Annotated in this window: 13 protein-coding genes; all 13 read right to left on the bottom strand. The window is 66.7% G+C overall.

The features are described 5' to 3' along the window. Positions 1-47 precede the first annotated feature (47 nt). Positions 48-3,944 carry a DNA-directed RNA polymerase subunit beta' gene (locus IEY88_RS40060; RefSeq protein WP_189160145.1) on the bottom strand — a complete coding sequence of 1,299 codons (3,897 nt, stop codon included), beginning with the start codon at positions 3,942-3,944 and terminating at the stop codon, positions 48-50. A 100-nt stretch (positions 3,945-4,044) separates the two neighbouring features. Further along, entirely contained in the window at positions 4,045-7,530 is a 3,486-nt protein-coding gene (gene rpoB, locus IEY88_RS40055; RefSeq protein WP_189160144.1) for a DNA-directed RNA polymerase subunit beta, read from the bottom strand. Positions 7,531-8,628: 1,098 nt separating this feature from the next. Beyond that, positions 8,629-9,492, bottom strand: coding sequence for a hypothetical protein (locus IEY88_RS40050; protein ID WP_189160143.1), 864 nt, complete (start codon positions 9,490-9,492; stop codon positions 8,629-8,631). 30 nt (positions 9,493-9,522) lie between these two features. After that, the gene (locus IEY88_RS40045; protein ID WP_189160142.1) at positions 9,523-10,023 is read right to left on the bottom strand and encodes an Rv1363c family protein; all 501 of its coding nucleotides are present in this window, start codon (positions 10,021-10,023) and stop codon (positions 9,523-9,525) included. Continuing rightward, a complete protein-coding gene (locus IEY88_RS40040) occupies positions 10,023-11,255 on the bottom strand; it encodes an MCE family protein (RefSeq protein WP_189160141.1) in 1,233 nt (410 codons plus the stop codon). The genes IEY88_RS40045 and IEY88_RS40040 overlap by 1 nt, the downstream gene beginning before the upstream one ends. Continuing rightward, on the bottom strand, positions 11,252-12,388 hold the full coding sequence (locus IEY88_RS40035; RefSeq protein ID WP_189160140.1) for an MCE family protein: 1,137 nt from the start codon (positions 12,386-12,388) through the stop codon (positions 11,252-11,254). The genes IEY88_RS40040 and IEY88_RS40035 overlap by 4 nt, the downstream gene beginning before the upstream one ends. Further along, positions 12,385-13,551 (bottom strand): MCE family protein, encoded by a 1,167-nt coding sequence (locus IEY88_RS40030; RefSeq protein WP_189160139.1) that lies wholly within the window; start codon positions 13,549-13,551, stop codon positions 12,385-12,387. The genes IEY88_RS40035 and IEY88_RS40030 overlap by 4 nt, the downstream gene beginning before the upstream one ends. After that, positions 13,548-14,549 carry an MCE family protein gene (locus IEY88_RS40025; protein WP_189160138.1) on the bottom strand — a complete coding sequence of 334 codons (1,002 nt, stop codon included), beginning with the start codon at positions 14,547-14,549 and terminating at the stop codon, positions 13,548-13,550. The genes IEY88_RS40030 and IEY88_RS40025 overlap by 4 nt, the downstream gene beginning before the upstream one ends. Next, a complete protein-coding gene (locus tag IEY88_RS40020; protein WP_189160137.1) occupies positions 14,546-15,577 on the bottom strand; it encodes an MCE family protein in 1,032 nt (343 codons plus the stop codon). The genes IEY88_RS40025 and IEY88_RS40020 overlap by 4 nt, the downstream gene beginning before the upstream one ends. Further along, positions 15,574-16,878: an MCE family protein gene (locus tag IEY88_RS40015; protein ID WP_189160136.1), complete on the bottom strand. Its 1,305-nt coding sequence runs from the start codon at positions 16,876-16,878 to the stop codon at positions 15,574-15,576. Before IEY88_RS40015 ends, IEY88_RS40020 begins: the two co-directional genes overlap by 4 nt. After that, entirely contained in the window at positions 16,875-17,684 is an 810-nt protein-coding gene (locus IEY88_RS40010) for an MlaE family ABC transporter permease (protein ID WP_090065886.1), read from the bottom strand. Before IEY88_RS40010 ends, IEY88_RS40015 begins: the two co-directional genes overlap by 4 nt. After that, the gene (locus IEY88_RS40005) at positions 17,684-18,469 is read right to left on the bottom strand and encodes an MlaE family ABC transporter permease (RefSeq protein WP_229694202.1); all 786 of its coding nucleotides are present in this window, start codon (positions 18,467-18,469) and stop codon (positions 17,684-17,686) included. Before IEY88_RS40005 ends, IEY88_RS40010 begins: the two co-directional genes overlap by 1 nt. After that, positions 18,466-19,533: an ABC transporter ATP-binding protein gene (locus IEY88_RS40000; protein WP_189160135.1), complete on the bottom strand. Its 1,068-nt coding sequence runs from the start codon at positions 19,531-19,533 to the stop codon at positions 18,466-18,468. The genes IEY88_RS40005 and IEY88_RS40000 overlap by 4 nt, the downstream gene beginning before the upstream one ends. Positions 19,534-19,785: the final 252 nt, after the last annotated feature.

Raw genomic sequence — 19,785 nt, 5'->3', positions numbered from 1 at the left:
ACGGCCCCCGGAGCGCGAGGCTCCGAGGGCCGTTCGAAGACAACCGACTAGCGGTAGTCGCGACCGAAGTCGTAGTCGTCCAGCGGCACCGCGGCACCAGTGCCCGTGCCGAAGACGTCGGGGGTGTAGTACCCGTCGTCGTACGAGGGGATCGCGTACGCAGCGGCACGCGCCTCCTCGGTCGGCTGGACCTGGATGTTGCGGTAGCGGTTGATGCCCGTACCAGCCGGGATCAACTTACCGATGATCACGTTCTCCTTGAGGCCGATGAGCTTGTCCGAGCGCCCGTTGATGGCGGCGTCGGTCAGCACACGCGTGGTCTCCTGGAACGACGCCGCGGACAGCCACGAGTCGGTCGCCAGCGAGGCCTTCGTGATACCCATCAGCACCGGACGACCGGCAGCCGGCTCGCCACCCTCGGCGACGACGGCGCGGTTGCCCGACTCGAAGTCCGCGCGCTCGACCAGCGAGCCCGGCAGGAACTCCGTGGCACCCGAGTCGATGATCGTGACCCGGCGGAGCATCTGCCGGACGATGACCTCGATGTGCTTGTCGTGGATCGCCACACCCTGGGCGCGGTAGACCTTCTGCACTTCCTGGACGAGGTGCAGCTGCGCCTCGCGCGGGCCCATGACACGCAGGACCTCGTGCGGGTCGGGAGTACCTTCCAGCAGCTGCTGGCCGACGGACACGTGGTCGCCGTCCTGCAGCGGGCCGGTGGCCGTGTTGGCGAGACGCTGACGCTTGGACAGCTTCTCGAACACGATCTCCTCGGAACCGTCGTCCGGGATCAGCGTGATCTTCCAGAAGCGGTCGCCGTCCTCGATGCGGACGCGACCGTCCACGTCGGCGATCGGCGCCTTGCCCTTCGGGACGCGGGCCTCGAAGAGCTCCTGGACACGGGGCAGACCGGTCGTGATGTCGTCACCGGCCACACCACCCTGGTGGAACGTGCGCATCGTCAGCTGCGTGCCGGGCTCACCGATCGACTGGGCGGCGACGATGCCGACGGCCTCGCCGACGTCGACCAGCTGGCCGGTGGCCATCGAGCGGCCGTAGCAGGACGCGCACACACCGACCGGGGACTCGCAGGTCAGCACCGAGCGCACCTTCACGCGGACGATGCCGGCCTCGACCAGCGACACGAGTGCCGGGTCGCCGAGGTCGTCGCCGCGGTTCAGGACCAGGTTGCCCTGCGCGTCGGTGATGTCGTCCGCCACCGTGCGGGCGTAGACCGAGGTCTGCGCGAACTCGTGCATGCCGACCTTGTCGCCCAGCTGCTCGCCGACGACCATCTGCACACCACGGGTGGTACCGCAGTCGACCTCGCGGATGATGACGTCCTGCGAGACGTCCACCAGACGACGGGTCAGGTAACCCGAGTCGGCGGTACGAAGCGCCGTGTCGGCCAGACCCTTGCGGGCACCGTGCGTCGCGATGAAGTACTCGAGCACCGACAAGCCCTCGCGGAACGAGTTCTTGATCGGGCGCGGGATGTACTCACCCTTCGGGTTGGTGACGAGACCACGCATACCCGCGAGTGAACGGACCTGCGTCATGTTGCCGGCAGCACCGGACTGCACGATGACGCGGATCGAGTTGTCCTCGGGGAAGTTGTCTTCCATGATCTCGTGGACCTGCTCGGTGGCCTTGGTCCACACCTTGACCAGCTCGGAGTTGCGCTCGTCGTGCGAGAGCTGACCGCGCTGGTAGCGCTTCTCCACCGCGTCCGCGAGGCGCTCGTGCTCCTCGAGGATGTCCTGCTTCGCGGCGGGGACGAGGACGTCCGAGATCGCGACCGTGACACCGGAGCGGGTGGCCCAGTGGAAACCGGCGTCCTTCAGCTTGTCCAGCGTCCGGGCGACGGTGACCATCGGGTACCGCTCGGCCAGGTCGTTGATGATCACGGCCTGCCGCTTCTTGGGCATGACCTCGTTGATGAAGGCGTAGTCCTGCGGCAGGATCTCGTTGAACAGCACGCGACCCAGCGTGGTCTCCGCGAGCCACGGCTGACCGGGCTCCCAGCCCTCGGGCTCCTGGCCCTTGGGCGGGTTCTTGTCGGAGACGCGGATCTTCACCATCGACTGCAGGCCCAGGACCTTGCGGTCGAACGCCATCAGTGCCTCGGCGGGCGACGAGTACGAGTGGCCCTCGCCGATGTCGCCGGGCTTGTGACGGGTCAGGTGGTACAGGCCCGTCACCATGTCCAGACGCGGCATGGCCAGCGGCTTGCCGGACGCCGGGGACAGGATGTTGTTCGACGACAGCATCAGGACGCGGGCCTCGGCCTGCGCCTCGGCGGACAGCGGCAGGTGGACTGCCATCTGGTCACCGTCGAAGTCGGCGTTGAACGCTTCACAGACCAGCGGGTGCAGCTGGATGGCCTTGCCCTCGACCAGCTGGGGCTCGAAGGCCTGGATGCCGAGGCGGTGCAGCGTGGGTGCGCGGTTGAGCAGCACCGGGTGCTCGGTGATGACCTCTTCCAGCACGTCCCACACGGCCGGGCGCGCACGCTCGACCATCCGCTTGGCGGACTTGATGTTCTGGGCGTGGTTGAGGTCGACGAGCCGCTTCATCACGAACGGCTTGAAGAGCTCCAGGGCCATCTGCTTGGGCAGACCGCACTGGTGCAGCTTGAGCTGCGGGCCGACCACGATGACCGAACGGCCGGAGTAGTCGACGCGCTTGCCGAGCAGGTTCTGGCGGAACCGGCCCTGCTTGCCCTTGAGCAGGTCGGACAGCGACTTGAGCGGCCGGTTGCCCGGACCCGTCACCGGGCGACCGCGGCGACCGTTGTCGAACAGCGCGTCGACGGCCTCCTGCAGCATCCGCTTCTCGTTGTTGACGATGATCTCGGGCGCGCCGAGGTCGATCAGTCGCTTGAGGCGGTTGTTGCGGTTGATCACGCGGCGGTACAGGTCGTTCAGGTCGGACGTCGCGAAACGGCCACCGTCGAGCTGCACCATCGGGCGCAGGTCCGGCGGGATGACCGGGACGCAGTCCAGCACCATGCCCTGCGGGTTGTTGCGGGTCGCCGCGAAAGCCGCCACGACCTTGAGGCGCTTGAGCGCACGCAGCTTCTTCTGGCCTTTGCCGCTGCGGATCGTCTCGCGCAGGATCTCGGACTCGGCGTCGACGTCGTAGTCACCCAGGAGCTTCTGGATGGCCTCCGCGCCCATGGCACCGGTGAAGTAGTCGCCGTAGCGGTCGTACAGCTCGCGGTAGAGCAGCTCGTCCGCGATCAGCTGGGCCTTGTCCAGCTTGGTGAACGTGGACCAGATCTCGTCGAGGCGGTCCAGCTCGCGCTGGGCGCGGTCGCGGAGCTGGCGCATCTCACGTTCGCCACCCTCCTTGACCTTGCGGCGCACGTCGGACTTGGCGCCCTCGGCCTCGAGCTCGGCCAGGTCGGCCTCGAGCTTCTGGGCGCGGGCCTCCACGTCGGCGTCGCGACGGTTCTCGACGCGCTTGCGCTCGACCTGCATCTCGCTCTCGAGCGTCGGCAGGTCGTTGTGGCGCAGCTCCGCGTTCACGCCCACGATGACGTAGGCGGCGAAATAGATGATCTTCTCGAGGTCCTTGGGGGCCAGGTCGAGCAAGTAGCCCAACCGGCTGGGGACGCCCTTGAAGTACCAGATGTGCGTGACCGGAGCGGCGAGTTCGATGTGGCCCATGCGCTCACGACGCACCTTCGCGCGGGTCACCTCGACGCCGCAGCGCTCACAGATGATGCCCTTGAAGCGAACGCGCTTGTACTTGCCGCAGTAGCACTCCCAGTCCCGGGTGGGACCGAAGATCTTCTCGCAGAACAAGCCGTCCTTCTCAGGCTTGAGCGTGCGGTAGTTGATGGTCTCGGGCTTCTTGACCTCGCCGAAGGACCACTGGCGGATGTCGTCCGCCGTCGCGAGTCCGATGCGGAGCTCATCGAAGAAGTTGACGTCGAGCACGTCTACTCTCTTCCCCTTTTTGGATCGGTGGCAAAGGAGCTGGTCGGAGGGCCGGTGAGAGGGACGCGGGAGGCATCCCTCTCACCAGCCGGCGAGGTGACTAGTTGACGACGTCGTCCACGGAGGGCGACTCGGACCTCGACAGGTTGATGCCGAGGTTCGCGGCCGCGCGCTCCAGGTCTTCGTCGTCGCCGTCGCGCATCTCGATCGCGGCACCGTCCGAAGACAGGACCTCGACGTTGAGGCAGAGCGACTGCAGCTCCTTGAGCAGCACCTTGAAGGACTCCGGGATACCGGGTTCCGGGATGTTCTCGCCCTTGACGATGGCCTCGTAGACCTTCACGCGGCCGAGCACGTCGTCGGACTTGATGGTGAGGAGTTCCTGCAGGGTGTATGCGGCGCCGTACGCCTGCATCGCCCAGCACTCCATCTCACCGAAGCGCTGACCACCGAACTGCGCCTTACCACCCAGCGGCTGCTGCGTGATCATCGAGTACGGGCCGGTCGAACGCGCGTGGATCTTGTCGTCCACCAGGTGCAGCAGCTTCAGGATGTACATGTAGCCGACCGACACGGGGAACGGGTACGGCTCGCCGGAGCGGCCGTCGAAGAGCTGCGCCTTCCCGTTCTCCTTGACCATGCGCTCGCCGTCGCGGTTCGGGATCGTCGAGCCGAGCAGGCCCGTGATCTCCTCTTCCTTCGCGCCGTCGAACACGGGGGTCGCGGTCTTGGTGCCGGGCTCGACGTCCATCAGGTCCTCGGACAGGTTCTTCGCCCAGTCCGGGTCCCCGTTGATGCTCCAGCCCTGCTTGGCGATCCACCCGAGGTGGGTCTCCAGCACCTGGCCGATGTTCATACGACGCGGCACACCGTGCGTGTTCAGGATGATGTCGACCGGCGTGCCGTCCTCGAGGAACGGCATGTCCTCCGCGGGGAGGATCTTGCCGATGACGCCCTTGTTGCCGTGGCGGCCGGCGAGCTTGTCACCGTCCTGGATCTTGCGCTTCTGGGCCACGTAGACGCGGACGAGCTCGTTCACGCCCGGAGGCAGCTCGTCGTCGTCCTCACGCGAGAAGACGCGGATGCCGATGACCTTGCCGTACTCGCCGTGCGGCACCTTCAGCGACGTGTCGCGGACCTCGCGCGCCTTCTCACCGAAGATCGCGCGGAGCAGGCGCTCCTCGGGCGTCAGCTCGGTCTCGCCCTTGGGCGTGACCTTGCCGACGAGGATGTCGCCCGGCTGGACCTCGGCACCGATGCGGATGATGCCGCGCTCGTCCAGGTCGGCCAGGACCTCTTCGGAGACGTTCGGGATATCCCGGGTGATCTCCTCGGCGCCGAGCTTCGTGTCGCGGGCGTCGATCTCGTGCTCCTCGATGTGGATCGAGGTGAGAACGTCGTCCTGCACGAGGCGCTGCGACAGGATGATCGCGTCCTCGTAGTTGTGGCCTTCCCACGGCATGATCGCCACGAGCAGGTTCTTGCCGAGCGCCATCTCGGCGTTCTCGGTGCAAGGACCGTCGGCCAGCACCTGGCCCGCCTCGACGCGGTCGCCCTCGTTGACGATGGGCTTCTGGTTGATGCAGGTGCCCTGGTTCGAGCGACGGAACTTGTGCAGCGCGTAGGTGTTGCGCGCACCGTCGTCGGCCATGACGGTGATGTAGTCGGCGGAGACCTCCTCGACCACACCCGTCTTCTTCGCGACGACGACGTCACCGGCGTCGACCGCGGCACGCAGCTCCATGCCGGTGCCGACGAGCGGCGACTCGGAGCGGAGCAGCGGAACGGCCTGACGCTGCATGTTCGCACCCATCAGGGCGCGGTTCGCGTCGTCGTGCTCGAGGAACGGGATCATGGCCGTCGCGGCCGACACCATCTGGCGCGGCGAGACGTCCATGTAGTCGACGTCGGTCGGGTCGATGAACTCGACCTCGCCGCCCTTCTTGCGGACCAGGACGCGGTCGTCGGTGAAGTTGCCCTCGTCGTCGGTCGGCGAGTTCGCCTGCGCCTTGACGAAGCGGTCTTCCTCGTCCGCGGTCAGGTAGTCGATCTGGTCGGTGACCCGGCCGTCGGTCACCTTGCGGTACGGCGTCTCGATGAAGCCGAACGGGTTGACCCGCGCGTAGCTCGAGAGCGAACCGATCAGACCGATGTTCGGGCCTTCCGGCGTCTCGATCGGGCACATGCGGCCGTAGTGCGACGGGTGGACGTCGCGGACCTCCATGCCGGCGCGCTCACGGGACAGACCGCCAGGACCCAGTGCCGACAGGCGGCGCTTGTGGGTCAGACCCGCGAGCGGGTTGGTCTGGTCCATGAACTGCGAGAGCTGCGAGGTGCCGAAGAACTCCTTGATCGCCGCCACGACGGGACGGATGTTGATCAGGGTCTGCGGCGTGATGGCCTCGACGTCCTGCGTGGTCATGCGCTCGCGGACGACGCGCTCCATGCGGGACAGGCCGACGCGGATCTGGTTCTGGATCAGCTCGCCCACGGTGCGCAGACGACGGTTGCCGAAGTGGTCGATGTCGTCGACCTCGACGGGCACGTCGCCACCGGCGGCGGCGTCCATCAGCGTCTCACCCGCGTGCAGGCGGACGAGGTACTCGATCGTCGTGACGATGTCGTCCTCGGTCAGGACACCGGTGTTGATCTCGGTGTCCAGCCCCAGCTTCTTGTTGACCTTGTAACGGCCAACCTTCGCCAGGTCGTAGCGCTTGTCCTTGAAGAACAGGTTCTCCAGCAGGGCCTGCGCCGACTCCTTCGTCGGCGGCTCGCCCGGACGCAGCTTGCGGTAGATGTCGAGCAACGCCTCGTCGGTGCCTGCGGTGTGGTCCTTCTCGAGCGTGGTCAGCAACGTCTCGCTGAACGCGAACCGCTCGCGAATCTGCTCCGTGCTCCAGCCCAGAGCCTTCAACAGCACCGTCACCGGCTGGCGACGCTTCCGGTCGATGCGGACACCGACGGTGTCGCGCTTGTCGACGTCGAACTCCAGCCAAGCACCCCGGGACGGGATGATCTTGACGCTGAAGACGTCCTTGTCGGTCGTCTTGTCGACCGCGGTGTCGTAGTACACACCGGGCGAACGCACGAGCTGAGAGACCACCACGCGCTCAGTGCCGTTGATGATGAACGTGCCCTTGTTCGTCATCATCGGGAAGTCACCCATGAACACCGTCTGGCTCTTGATCTCGCCAGTGGTGTGGTTGGTGAACTCCGCCGTGACGAACAACGGTGCCGCGTACGTCATGTCCTTGTCCTTGCACTCTTCGGTCGAGGCCTTGACCTCATCGAAGCGCGGGTCGGAGAAGGACAGTGACATGGAGCCGGAGAAGTCCTCGATCGGCGAGATCTCGTTGAGGACCTCTTCGAGGCCGCCCGTCGGGTTCTCGTCACCGGCGTCGATACGGCGCTGGAACCACGCCTCGTCACCGGTGAGCCATTCAAAGGACTGGATCTGCAGGTCAAGCAGGTTGGGCGTCGAAAGCGGCTCGTGAATCTTCGCGAACGAGACCCGCTTCGGCGCTCCAGGGATCCCCGACGTGGAGTTGGTCGCAGCAGTGGCCTTGGTCGCGCGAGAGATCGCCAAGATGCGTCCTTCCAGGGACAGGTAGCTGGCTAGAGCGAACTAGCACGGCTGTCAAGGGTGCGGCGATGCCCGCATAATCCACGCTCTCGGCGAAGGGCAAGCGGAAAATGGGCAGCGCAAAGGGGCAGTCTAGCCACGCGCACGGCGACTGTCGAGAGGCACCTGGAAGGACCCTCCTCTTGCTCACCGACAGAGTGACCCTGCATGAGCGCGCAGTCAAGATGTTGCGGGCCGATCCACCCTCTGGATGGAGCGCTGTTTACTGCAAGTCACCCAATTGACCTGGGGAAACACGTGTACGGCCGTTTTGGTGGGAAGTTGACGGCCTCAAGTGGACTTACAGAGGGCCACGAGATTTGTGTGACCGAGATCACGCGTGTCGGGGCTGGCGGAAGACGTCGCATCGGTGCTTCTGGGGCTGTTGGGGCGTCCTCGCGGCGGAGTTGATCTTAGGGGACGGTGATCAGATACCCGGCGCCGGCCTGCTCCAAACGAGTTGGGTGGGTGGGGCTGGGACGCGGTGGGTTGAGGTGTGCGGTGGGCCGGCGGTGGGACTGCGGCGGATGGGGCTGGCGGTGCGGCTGGCGGTGCGGCTGGCGGTGGACTGCGCGGTTGGGGCTGCCGAGCAGGGTCACCGGGGGTGAGGTGAGGTGCCCGGTGGGCTGGGGAGAGTGTCGGCGGGCGAAGGCGCGTCTTGTCGCGGAACCCGGCGAGAAAAGCCGGCAGGCTTGCACTCGGCGGGGCGTGCGTAAGTGCGGTGCCACTCGCGAGTAGCCAGTCACGCACGAACGCCGAACCCTCGCGTGAATGCAATCCCGTGCGCGAGCGCGGAGCCGTGCGCGCGCAGAGCCATGCGTGAGAGCTGCGCGAGAGCAGAGCCGTACGCGCGTGCGAAGCCGTGCGCGAAAGCCGCGCCGTGCGCGAGGGCAGAGCCGTGCGCGAGAGCCGCGCCGTTCGCGCGTGCGGAGCCGTACGCGAGAGCCGCGCCGTGCGCGAAAGCAGAGCCGTGCGCGAGCGGAACCAGGCGCGAGCGGAACCAGGCGCGAGCGGAACCAGGCGCGAAAGCGGAGCCAGGCCCGAGCGCGGAACCCGCTGCGGTCAGCAGCCCTGCAGTTGGCGGTTCTGCTCCGCCGTCGCCCCGAACATCTCCATGTTGTCGATCTTCCACCGGCCGCCGTCGTCGACCGCGCTCACGCGCAGCATGGCGGTGCCGCCGCCCGACTGGTTGTCGGTGGTGCGGGTGGTGACCTGGTCGGCGAACACGAGCACGGTGGCGTGGTCGTCCTTGAGAGAGGACACGGCCGACGAGACGACGCGGACGGTCACGACGAGCTTCTGTTGTGGTGCGACTTCCTTCACCGGGCCGAACACGGCGTTGTACTGGCACAAGGCCTTGCCGGTGAGCAGTTCCTTGGCGGCCTTCTCGGTGGACTCGACATCGGCGAAGTTGTACGAGAACGACTTCTCCACGGCCTCGCGGATCTGGCCGTTGACCTCCGAGGTGGTGGCGGAGTCGACCAGGGCGGCGTCGTAGGACACCGAGCGCGACTTCATCAGGAAGAACGTTCCCAGGGCGCCCAGCAGGACCGCGACCACCAGCAGTGCCGCGGGGATCATCCAGCCCCGAAACGGAGCCTCCGCCGCGTCGACCTGGTCGGCCGGCTCGGCCTTCACAGCCGCCGCGGCCTTCTTCTTCGGCGTGGCCGACGGGGTCCAGTCGAGCGCTTCCGGCGCCTTGAGGTCTTCGGCCACCGGCTCGACCTCCGGCGTCACGTCCTCGACCACAGCCTCGCCAGCGGACTCCACAGCCTCGCCGACGGGCTCCACAGGCTCGACCACAGGCGAAGGCGCGTCCGAAGGCGAGACCGCAGGCTCGGCGGACGCGCGGCGGTTCAGGCCGGCGACCTTCGGACGGCCTCCGGCGGGCGGCGTGGGAATGGGGCGGCGGCGGGAAGGGGGCACGTGCACTCGTTCCAATCAGCTCTGGCCGGATCAGACGCCTGCCCGCAGGGGGCCGAGCTGCGAGAGCTTCCAGCCGTCCTCGGTGCGGGTGAGCTTGGTCAGGTACCGGTTGATCTTGGTGACCTGCTGGCCGCCGTCGGGCGTCACGGTGCTCTCGACCACGGCGATCATCGACGCGCTGCCGGCGCGATCGTCCAGCTCGGTGATCGCGGCGTCGAGGACCTTCGACGTCGTCACGGACTTGGCGTCGACCAGCTGCTTCTTGCGCGAGTCCTTGTCCTTGTCGATCTCGGCGCGCAGCTCGCCGGTCGACGAGTTGAGCCAGCGCCGCAGGTCCTCGTCGACCTTCTTGTAGTCGAGCGTCAGGAAGTTCGTGACGCCCACCTGGCCGGAGCGCAGGGCCTCGTCGCGGACGGAGGCGAACGACGCCGACGACGAGTTGGACGCCGAGTACCAGGCCACGCCGAAATAAGCGGCGTACCCGAACGTCAGCACCGCCAGGACGGCGGCGACCACCGTGAAGATCCGCACTACTTCTTCCCCTCCGAAGGCAGGCCGAGCAGCTGGCCCAGCGACGTCAGCAACGGCACCTCGGGAGCAGCTGCCTGCCCCGTCGGCTCCTGGCCGGGCTGCGAGGTCGCGTTGCCGACCGGCGTGGTCGGCGTTCCACCGTATGGCGCATTCTGCGAGCCTCGCACCGACGTCGCCGACCCGCGCGCGAGAGCGCAGTACGCCTGCGTGTTCAGCGGCGCGGCCGAGGTGTCGCCACCGGGACGGATCGTCGTGCCCTCGTATCCGACCGTGCACGGCATCGGGTCGAACACGTTCAGGGCCAGTCCGAAGTGCGCAGACCCGTCGCCCGGCGCCACGGAGAACCCGCCACCGACGGCGATGGGGTACGTCACCGCGATCTGTTCCAAACCATCACGCCTGGTCACGAGGATGTTCGACGTCGTCAGCAGGTTCGCGAAGACCACTCCCAGGTTCGGCCCACTTTCACGAAGCAACGCCGACACCTGCTCGGACGCCGGCGGCACCGCCACGATCAACCGCCGCAGGTCGCCGTCGGACGCCTTGAGCTGCTCGGCGAGCAACCGCAGGTCACCGCTGAACGACCGGATGGCGCCACCGGACGCGGCCTGCGTGGCCAGCACGATCCGCCCGTCCTTCAGCAGCTGCGTCGTCTGCGGCAGGTGCTCGCGAGCGGCCGCCGTGAACGCCGCGGTGTTGTCGATCAACACCTGCAGGTCGCCACCGGTCCCGCTGAACGCCGTGTGCAGCTCGTCGACCACGGTCCGCAGGGAGTCCGTCGGCACGGACGAGGCGAACGAGTCCAGGTTGGACAGCAGCCCGTCGACCGGCGGAGGCGTCTTCGTGGACGAACGCGGGATGACCGACCCGGCCTCCAGGTAGGGTCCGCCGTCGGACTTGGGCCGCAGGTCGACGTACTGCTCACCCACCGCCGACCGGTTCGCCACCACGGCCTCCAGGGCGGACGGCACGCGTGGCGCGTCCGCGTCCAGCTCCAGGTCGACCTCGATGCCGTCGGACGCGAGCCGCAGCTGCCCGACCCGCCCGATCGTCACGCCGCGATAGGTCACCTCGGCGTTGGTGAAGATGCCGCCCGAATCCGCGAGCTGCATCGTCACGACCGTCGACGACGACTTGAACAGCCCGACGTACGTGGCGCTGACGTAAGAGATGCCCAGCAACGCGACCAGCACGAACGCGCCGATCTTGAGCTTCGTCGACCGCAGGATCACCTGCGACCACCTCCCAGCAGACCGCCGAGCAGGTCGCCCAGCCCGGACCCGGTCCCCTGCCCGAGGCTCGGCAGCGGGATGTTCGGCATCGGCAACGGCGTGCCCTGCGACGGGATCAGCGAGTCGATCGGCGACTGCCGCGACCGCCCGAGGTTGTCGAGCACCGTGCCGAGGTTCAGGTCGAGGTCGATGAACGCGTTGGTGTAGTCGCCCTTGATGCCGTCGACCGCCTCGTCCGGGAACGGGTAGGTCAGCAGCAGCTCCAGCGACTTCGGCAGGTTCTGCCCCGACTCGACCAGCTTGGTCAGCGTCGGCTGCAACGCCTTCAGGTCCGCCACGATGTCGTCACGGCTCCGGTTGATCGTGTCCGTCGCGACGCCGGAGAGCTTGGTCAACGAGTTCAGCAACGTCACGAGCTGCGTGCGCTGCTCGGCCAGCACCTGCAGGCCGGGCTGCAGGTCCGTCAGCGCGACCGCGATCTTGTCCCGCTGCTGCGCCAAGGTCCCGGACAACCGGTTGAGGGAGTCGAGCGCGCGGACGATCTCCGCCTTGTGCTTGTCGAGCTCCCCGACGAACGTGTTGAGGTTGCCCAGCAACGAGCGGATCTCCGCCTCGTTGCCCTCCATCGCCGCGTTGAGCTCCTTGGTGATGTTCTGCAGCTGCGCCACGCCACCGCCGTTGAGCAGCATCGACAACGCGCCGAAGACCTCTTCGACCTCGGGGTTGCGGTTGGTGCGGTCCACCGGGATCACGGCGTTGTCGGCCAACGAGCCGACCGCGTCCTTGGGCTTCCCGAGCTCCACGAACTTCTCGCCCAGCAACGCGGACTGGCGCAGCTTCGCGAACGCGTTGGCCGGCAGCCGGACGTCCCCGTTGACCAGCAACGTCACCTCGGCGGTCCAGCCGTCGGCACCCAGGTCGATCTTCTCGACCCGCCCGACCGGCACGTCGTTGACCTTCACGCCGGCCTGCGGCACGAGGTCGAGCACGTCCTTGAACTGCGCCTTGACCCGGTACGGGTGATCACCGACGTCGGCACCACCCGGCAACGGCAGGTTGTAGACGCCGTCGAAGCCACCGGAACCGCAACCGGCCAGCAGCAACGCGGAAAGGACGACAGCCAGCTTCCTCACTGGGGCACCCCCGCGAGCGGCAGGGGCAACGGCAGCTTGCCCGCGTTGAGGTCGCTGAGGATCTCGGCCGGCGGCTTCAGCGGCACCACACCGGTCAGGATCGGCTCCAGCTGCTTGCACGTCTGCGCCAGCACCGGCGGCACGTTGTTCGGCGTCGCCTGCTGGATCAGCTTGCAGATCAGCACGATCGGCGGCTGGTTCAGCTCGTTGATGTTCGCGCGGGTGTCGAGCGTGCCGGACGCCGCGTTGTAGGAGTTCTGCAGGTTGCCCAGCGCCAGCGGCGCCACGTCCAGCGTCTCCGCCAGCGCTGCCCGCTGGTTCACCAGCACCTGCGTGATTGAGGCGAGCTTGTCCACATTGGACTTGAGCACCTCGCGGTTGTCCTTGATGAACCCCTGCACCATGCCCAGCGCGGTCGCCAGCTCGTTCAACGCCGCCCCCAGGTCACCGCGTTCGTCGGCGAGCATCTTCGACACGTCCGCGAGCTGCTTGTTGAAGTCGCGCACCTGGCTGTCGTTCGCCGCCAGCATCGCGGTGAACTTCTGCAGGTTGTCGACGGTCGCGAACAGGTCCTCCTTGGACCCCGACAACGTCCGGGTGGCCTGGCCGAGGTTCTTCAACGTGTCGTTGAGCGCCTGGCCGTTGCCTTCCAGATTCCGAGCCGCCGAGTTCAGCAGGTCCGCCAACGCCCCGTCCGCGTTCGCACCGTTGGGCCCCAACGCGGTCGTGAGCTTGTCGAGCGACGAGTATAGCTCGTCCAGTTCCACCGGCGTCGCGGTGCGTTCCCGCGGGATCACGGCATCGTCACCCAGCACGGGTCCGCCGGTGTAGGCGGGCGCGAGCTGCACGTACCGGTCGGAGACGACGCTCGGCGAGACCACGACGGCCTGCGCGTTCTCCGGCACCCGCACGTCGCGGTCGACGGTGAACACGACCTTCACGGTCTTGCCCTCGGGCGTCACCTCGTCGATCGTGCCGACCTTCACGCCGAGAACCCGCACGTCACCGCCGGGGTAGACGCCGACGGCCGCCGCGAAGTGCGCGGTGACCCTGCGCCCGTTCATCCCGGCGAAGACCCACCACAACGCCGCCGTCACGACCAGCGCCAGCACGCACGCGATCGCGATGAACCGGCCGACCTTGCTCTGTGCCACGTCAGTCATCGCTGCACCCCCGGCGGCAGGCAGCCTTCCTCGTTGAACCCGACGACGCCGAGGTTCACCGCGGGCGGCAGCAGACCGCAGATGTAGGTGTCGAACCACCGGCCGTTGCCCAGGGTGTTCGCGAACACTCGGTAGAACGGCGCCATCAACGCCAGGCTGCGGTCGAGGTTGTCCTGGTTGCGCTGCAGGATCGTGGTGACCCGGCCGAGCTGCTCCAGCGCGGGCCTGAGCTGGTTCTGGTTGTCCGTCACCAGTCCGCTGAGCTCGCGGGACAGCGAGCGCGTGCCGTCCAGCAAGGCGCTGATCGCCTCACGGCGCTTGCGCAGCTCGCCCAGCAGCAGGTTGCCGTCCGACAGCAGCTTCTCGAACTCGGCGTTGCGGTCGGCCAGCGTCTTGGTCAGCTGCCTGGTGTTGTCCAGGAGCTTCGCCAGCTGCTGGTCGCGCGAGGAGATCGTCTTCGACAACGCGGACAGGCCGTCGAGCGCGCCCCGGACGTGCTCCGGCGAGTTCTTGAAGGTGTCGGACAGGACCGTGAAGCTGTCCGCGAGCTGCTTGGTGTCGATCTGCCCGACGGTCGTCGCGAGCCCGTTGAACGCCTCGTTCACGTCGTACGGCGCGAGCGTGCGCTCCTTCGGGATCGGGTCGCCGGGCGAGAGCGGCTGGGTGCCCTGCGGGTCCAGCGCCACGAACTTCTGCCCCAGCAACGTCTTGATGCGGATCATCGCGGTCGTCCGATCGCCCACCCAGGCGTCCTTGACCTTGAACGTCACCCGCACCCGGTCGCCGTTGAGCTCGACCTTGGTGACCTTGCCGACCTTCACGCCGGCGACGCGGACCTCGTTGCCCGCCACCAGTCCCGCGGCCTCGCTGAAGTCGGCGGCGTACGAGGTGCCGCCGCCGACGATCGGCAGGTCGTCGGAGTAGAAGGCGGCCAGCAGCAGCAGGGCGATCAACGTCAGGCTGATCGCACCCGTCCTGATCGGGTTCGAGGTCTTCATCGGCGGCACCTCTGCTGTGTCACCGGCAACGCCGTGATCGGAATCGGGTTGTTGATGACCGGCGGCACGGCGATCTGGCCGCTGGCCTCGCACAGGTAGAAGTTGAACCACGAGCCGTAGGTCGCGGTCCGGGTGATCGTCTCCAGCTTGTTGGGCAGGCGCTGCAGCATGCGGTCGACGAGCACCTCGTTGTCGCCCAACGTCTTCGAGACGATGCCGAGCTGCGCGATGTCGTTCTTCAACGGCTCGCGGCCCTGCTCCAGCAGCCCGGAGGTGGCCTGCGTCAGGTCGCCGAGCGCGGTGATGGCGTCACCGATCGGCTGACGGTCCTGCGCGAGCCCGGAGACCAGCGTCTGCAACGTGATCACGAGGTTGTTGAAGTCCTCGTCGCGCGAGTTCACGGTCTCCAGCGCGGTGTTGAGGTTGTCGACGACCTCGCCGATCACCTTGTCCTTGCTCGCCAGCGTGCTGGTCAGCGAGGCCGTGTGCTGCAGCAGGCTGTCGATCGTGCTGCCTTCTCCCTGCAGCACCTGGATGATCTCGAACGACAGCTTGTTCACGTCGTCGGGCGACAGCGCCTGGAAGAGCGGCTTGAAGCCGTTGAACAGCACGGTCAGGTCCAGCGCGGCTTTGGTCCGCTCCAACGGGATAGTGCCGCCCTCGGCCAGCACGGCCTTGGTGTCACCGGTACCGGACTCCAGCGCGATGTACCGCTGCCCCACCAGGTTGCGGTACTTGATCGTCGCGGTGACGGCCTCGGGCAGCTTCCGGTCACCGTCGATCGAGAACTCGACCTCGGCGGTCTTGCGGTCGACGACCTTGATCCCGTCCACCTGCCCGACGCGGACGCCGGCGATGCGGATGTCGTCACCCTCGTTGAGCGCGGTGACGTCGGTGAACTGCGCCTTGTACCCGGTGGCGCTGGCCAGGTTCACGTTGGCGATCGTGACCGCGAGCAGCGATGTGGCGAGGATCGTGACCACCGCGAAGGCGATCAGCTTGAGCAGCGGGGCGAGCAGTCCCTTCACTTGACGGTCACCTCCGTCCCGCGGACGAGCGGGCCGAGCAGCAGGCTCGACCAGCCGGGCATGTCCTGCGGGTCGACGCCGATGCGCGGCCCGAAGAGCGCGGCGATCAACCGGGCCTCCTCCGGGGAGTTGGCGAGCCGCAGCACGTCAGCGGACTGCGGCATGGTCGCGCCGGGAGGGATGACGCCGTCGTTCGCGACGCGGGCGGGCGGCGGCGAGCTGGAACCGTCCTGCACCGGCCCCTCCGGCGGGTACTGCGGGAACGGGTCCGGCCGCGGGATCAGGTCGTAGCAGCGGGGTCCGCGCTTGTCCCGGTACTCGGGCTCGTCGAGGTTCGGCTTGTACTTGCCGCGGTTCTGCGTGATCTCCAGCGTGATGTGCAGACCGGGCTCGTTGGTGCCCTCACCGAACGCCTTGCTGATCACCGGCTCGAACTCCGCGAGCCCCTTGAGCAGGCAGGGGTACTCGGGCGCGTACTTCGCGAGCAGTTCCAGCGTCGGACGGCTGGTGTCGGCGAGCGCGATGATGTTGTTCTTGTTGACCGTGACGAAGCTCGTGACGTCCTGCGACGTCGTGGTCAGCGAGCCGTACAGGGACAACAGGTTCTCGCGCTGGTCGACGACGGTCTTGGTCGTCGTGGTCATGTCGTTGAGCGCCTGCAACAGGTCCGGCGCGGCGTCCGAGTAGACGTTCGCGACGTCCGCGAGCTTGGAGATGTTCTCCTTCAGCGCGGGCAGCTGCGGGTTGAGCTCACCGAGGTAGGAGTCGAGCGACACCAGCGTCTCGCCGAGCGGCTTGCCCCGGCCGTCGAGCGCCTGCGACAACGCCGTCAACGTGGTGGCGAGCTTCTCCGGCTGGATCGCCTGCAGCACCGGCATCAGGTTGTCGAGCACGCGTTCGAGCTCGATCGCACTGCTGGTCCGGTCCTGCGAGATGACCGCACCTTGGGTGATGGCCGCGCTCTTCTGCTGCGGCAGCACGAGGTTGACGTACCGCTCACCGAACAACGTCTTGGGCAGCAGCCGCGCGCTGACGTTGGACGGGATCTGCTCGACCTTGTCCGGCAACAGCGCCAGCTCCAGCTCGGCCCCGTCCCCGCTGGTGCGGATGGCCTTCACCGAACCGACGATCAGCCCGCGCACCTTGACGTCACTCGCGGTCTGCAGCTGGTTGCCGATGTGGTCGGTCTTGAGCGTGACCTCCACGTAGTCGCCGAACGCGTCCTTGTAGAGCGCCACGGTGAGCGACAGGAACATGGCGATCGCAAGAAGAAAGGCGATGCCCAGCACGCGTTTCTTCATCCGGCGATCCTCACCGTCGTCGTCGCGCCCCAGATCGCGAGGCTCAGGAAGAAGTCGAGCAGCGCCGTCGTGACGATCGCGGTCCGCACCGCACGCCCGACCGCCACACCAACGCCGGCCGGACCGCCGGACGCGCGGTAGCCGTAGTAGCAGTGGGTCATGATGATCACGACCGCGAAGACCAGCACCTTGCCGAACGACCAGAGCACGTCGATCGGCGGTAGGAACAGGTTGAAGTAGTGGTCGTACGTACCGGCCGACTGCCCGTAGAACTCCACGGTGATCGTGCGAGCGGCCAGATAGCTCGTCAACAACCCGATCACGTACAGCGGGATGATCGCGACGAACCCGGCGATGATCCGCGTCGTCACCAGGAACGGCAGGCTGGGAATCCCCATGACCTCGAGAGCATCGATCTCCTCGGAGATCCGCATGGCCCCGAGCTGAGCCGTGAACCCAGACCCGACGGTCGCCGACAACGCCAGCCCAGCGACCAGCGGCGCGATCTCACGAGTGTTGAAGTAGGCGGAAACGAACCCGGCAAACGCAGACGTGCCGATCTGGTTCAAAGCCGTGAAGCCCTGCAACCCGACCACCGTGCCCGTGAACACGGACAGTCCGACCATCACACCGATCGTGCCGCCGATGACCGCAAGCGCCCCGCTGCCGAAACTGACCTCGGCCAGCAACCGCAGCGTCTCCTTGGAGTACCGCTTGAGCGCACGGGGCGTCCACGCCAGCGCCTTGATGTAGAACGACAGCTGGTCGCCGAACCCGTCGAGGGTGGAGAGCACCTTGTTCGCCATCAGCTCCCCTTCGCTGGCACGACCTGCAGGTAGATCGTGGTGAGGACGAAGTTGACGAAGAACAGCAGCAGGAACGTGATGACCACGGCCTGGTTCACCGCGTCCCCCACACCCTTGGGCCCACCAGCGGGGTTCAACCCCCGATAGGCCGCCACGATCCCGGCGATGAACCCGAAGATCAGCGCCTTCAACTCACTGATCCACAGATCAGGCAACTGCGCCAACGCAGAAAAACTCGCCAGGTACGCACCAGGCGTGCCGTCCTGCATGACCACGTTGAAGAAGTAACCGCCCATCACACCAACGACACTCACCATGCCGTTGAGCAGCACGGACACGAGCATCGCCGCAAGCACCCGAGGCACCACGAGCCGATGGATCGGCGACACCCCGAGCACTTCCATCGCGTCGATCTCTTCGCGGATCTTCCGAGAACCGAGATCCGCACAAATGGCAGACCCGCCTGCTCCAGCGATCAACAACGCCGTCACGATCGGACTGGCCTGCTGGATGATCGCGAGCACACTGGCCGCACCCGTGAACGACTGAGCACCGATCTGCCTGGTGAGGCTCCCGAGCTGCAACGCGATGACAGCACCGAACGGAATCGACACCAGCGCCGTCGGCAACACCGTCACGCTGACGATGAACCAACTCTGCTGGATGAACTCCCGCAGCTGGAACGGCCGCCGAAAAGTGGTGCGCACGACGTCGATCCCGAGCTGACAGAGCTTCCCGGTCTCCCGCAGCGCCCCAGCACCGGGGAACGAGGCCTGAGTGGTCACAGAACACCACCCTGCCGAGGCCAGGGACTGGGCGAAGGCGCCACAGCAGGCACCCCGGCGTGCACGCCGTACCGAACCTGCTCCTCAGCCGAAAGACTCTCGATGATCCCCTGCTGAGCCTGGTGAGGCAGCTGGTGAATGATCGACATGACCCGATCCTTGCGCCGCCGCACAGCGTCCCGGAACGGCAACCCGGGCGTCGGCTCGATCTGCGGAATGATCCCCCGCACATCCTCAGAGGTGGACCCGTCCGAGTGCCCGGCGTCAGCATGAGCCTGCTCAGCGGCCATAGTGGCCGTGTCCTTCTCCTCGGACATCCCGATGGGCCCAAGCCGCCGCCCGTTCAGGAACTGCTCCACAACGGGCTCGTCGCTGGTCAGCAACACCTCACGAGGCCCGAACATGACAAGCTCCCGCCGGAACAACATCCCCAGGTTGTCCGGCACGGTACGAGCAATGTTGATGTTGTGCGTGACGATCAGAATCGTCGCGTCGATCTGAGCGTTGAGATCGATCAACAACTGACTCAGATAGGCAGTGCGAACAGGGTCCAACCCGGAGTCCGGCTCATCGCACAAAATGATCTCGGGATCCAGCACCAGCGCACGAGCAAGACCAGCCCGCTTGCGCATACCACCGGAGATCTCACCGGGCAGCTTCTTCTCAGCCCCGACAAGACCGACCATCTCCATCTTCTCGAGAACGATCCGCCGAACCTCGGCCTCGGTCTTGCGAGTGTGCTCCCGCAACGGAAACGCGATGTTGTCGTACAGGTCCATCGACCCGAACAACGCACCGTCCTGGAACAGCACGCCGAACATCTTCCGAATCTCGTACAACCGGTGCTCAGAACACCGGACGAGATCAGTCCCGTTGATCACGATCTTGCCCTGCTCAGGCTTGAGCAACCCGACCAACGACTTCAGGAACACGCTCTTGCCAGTACCAGAAGGCCCGAGCATCACGCTGACCTCACCCGGCGGCAACGTGAGCGTGACGTCCTGCCAGATGGTCTGTTTGCCGAAGGACTTGGTCAGACCCTCGACGACCACCTCGACGCCCATCCGCACCTCCGCACACGCCCGAGGACGCCGCAGCGATCGGCGTCACACCTGGGCAACGAGTTCGTTCGCGGCAGGTTACTCACCAGTTGGCCTAACGGCGGTTTCGTTCAGATAACGCCACAGAGCGTGACCTCGCAAAACGGTCACCAAGCCCTAGACCACTGCCTGACAACCGGAACTAACGAGACCAATGTGACTCGAAACACACCGGCAACAGCAGCTCTGCGATGCCGCAGGCGAGCCGTCTGGCCA

It is taken from the genome of Lentzea pudingi, assembly GCF_014646255.1.
Lineage (GTDB): Bacteria > Actinomycetota > Actinomycetes > Mycobacteriales > Pseudonocardiaceae > Lentzea > Lentzea pudingi.
Note: the sequence above shows the minus strand (reverse complement) of the source record. Positions and strands in the feature narration are given on the sequence as shown.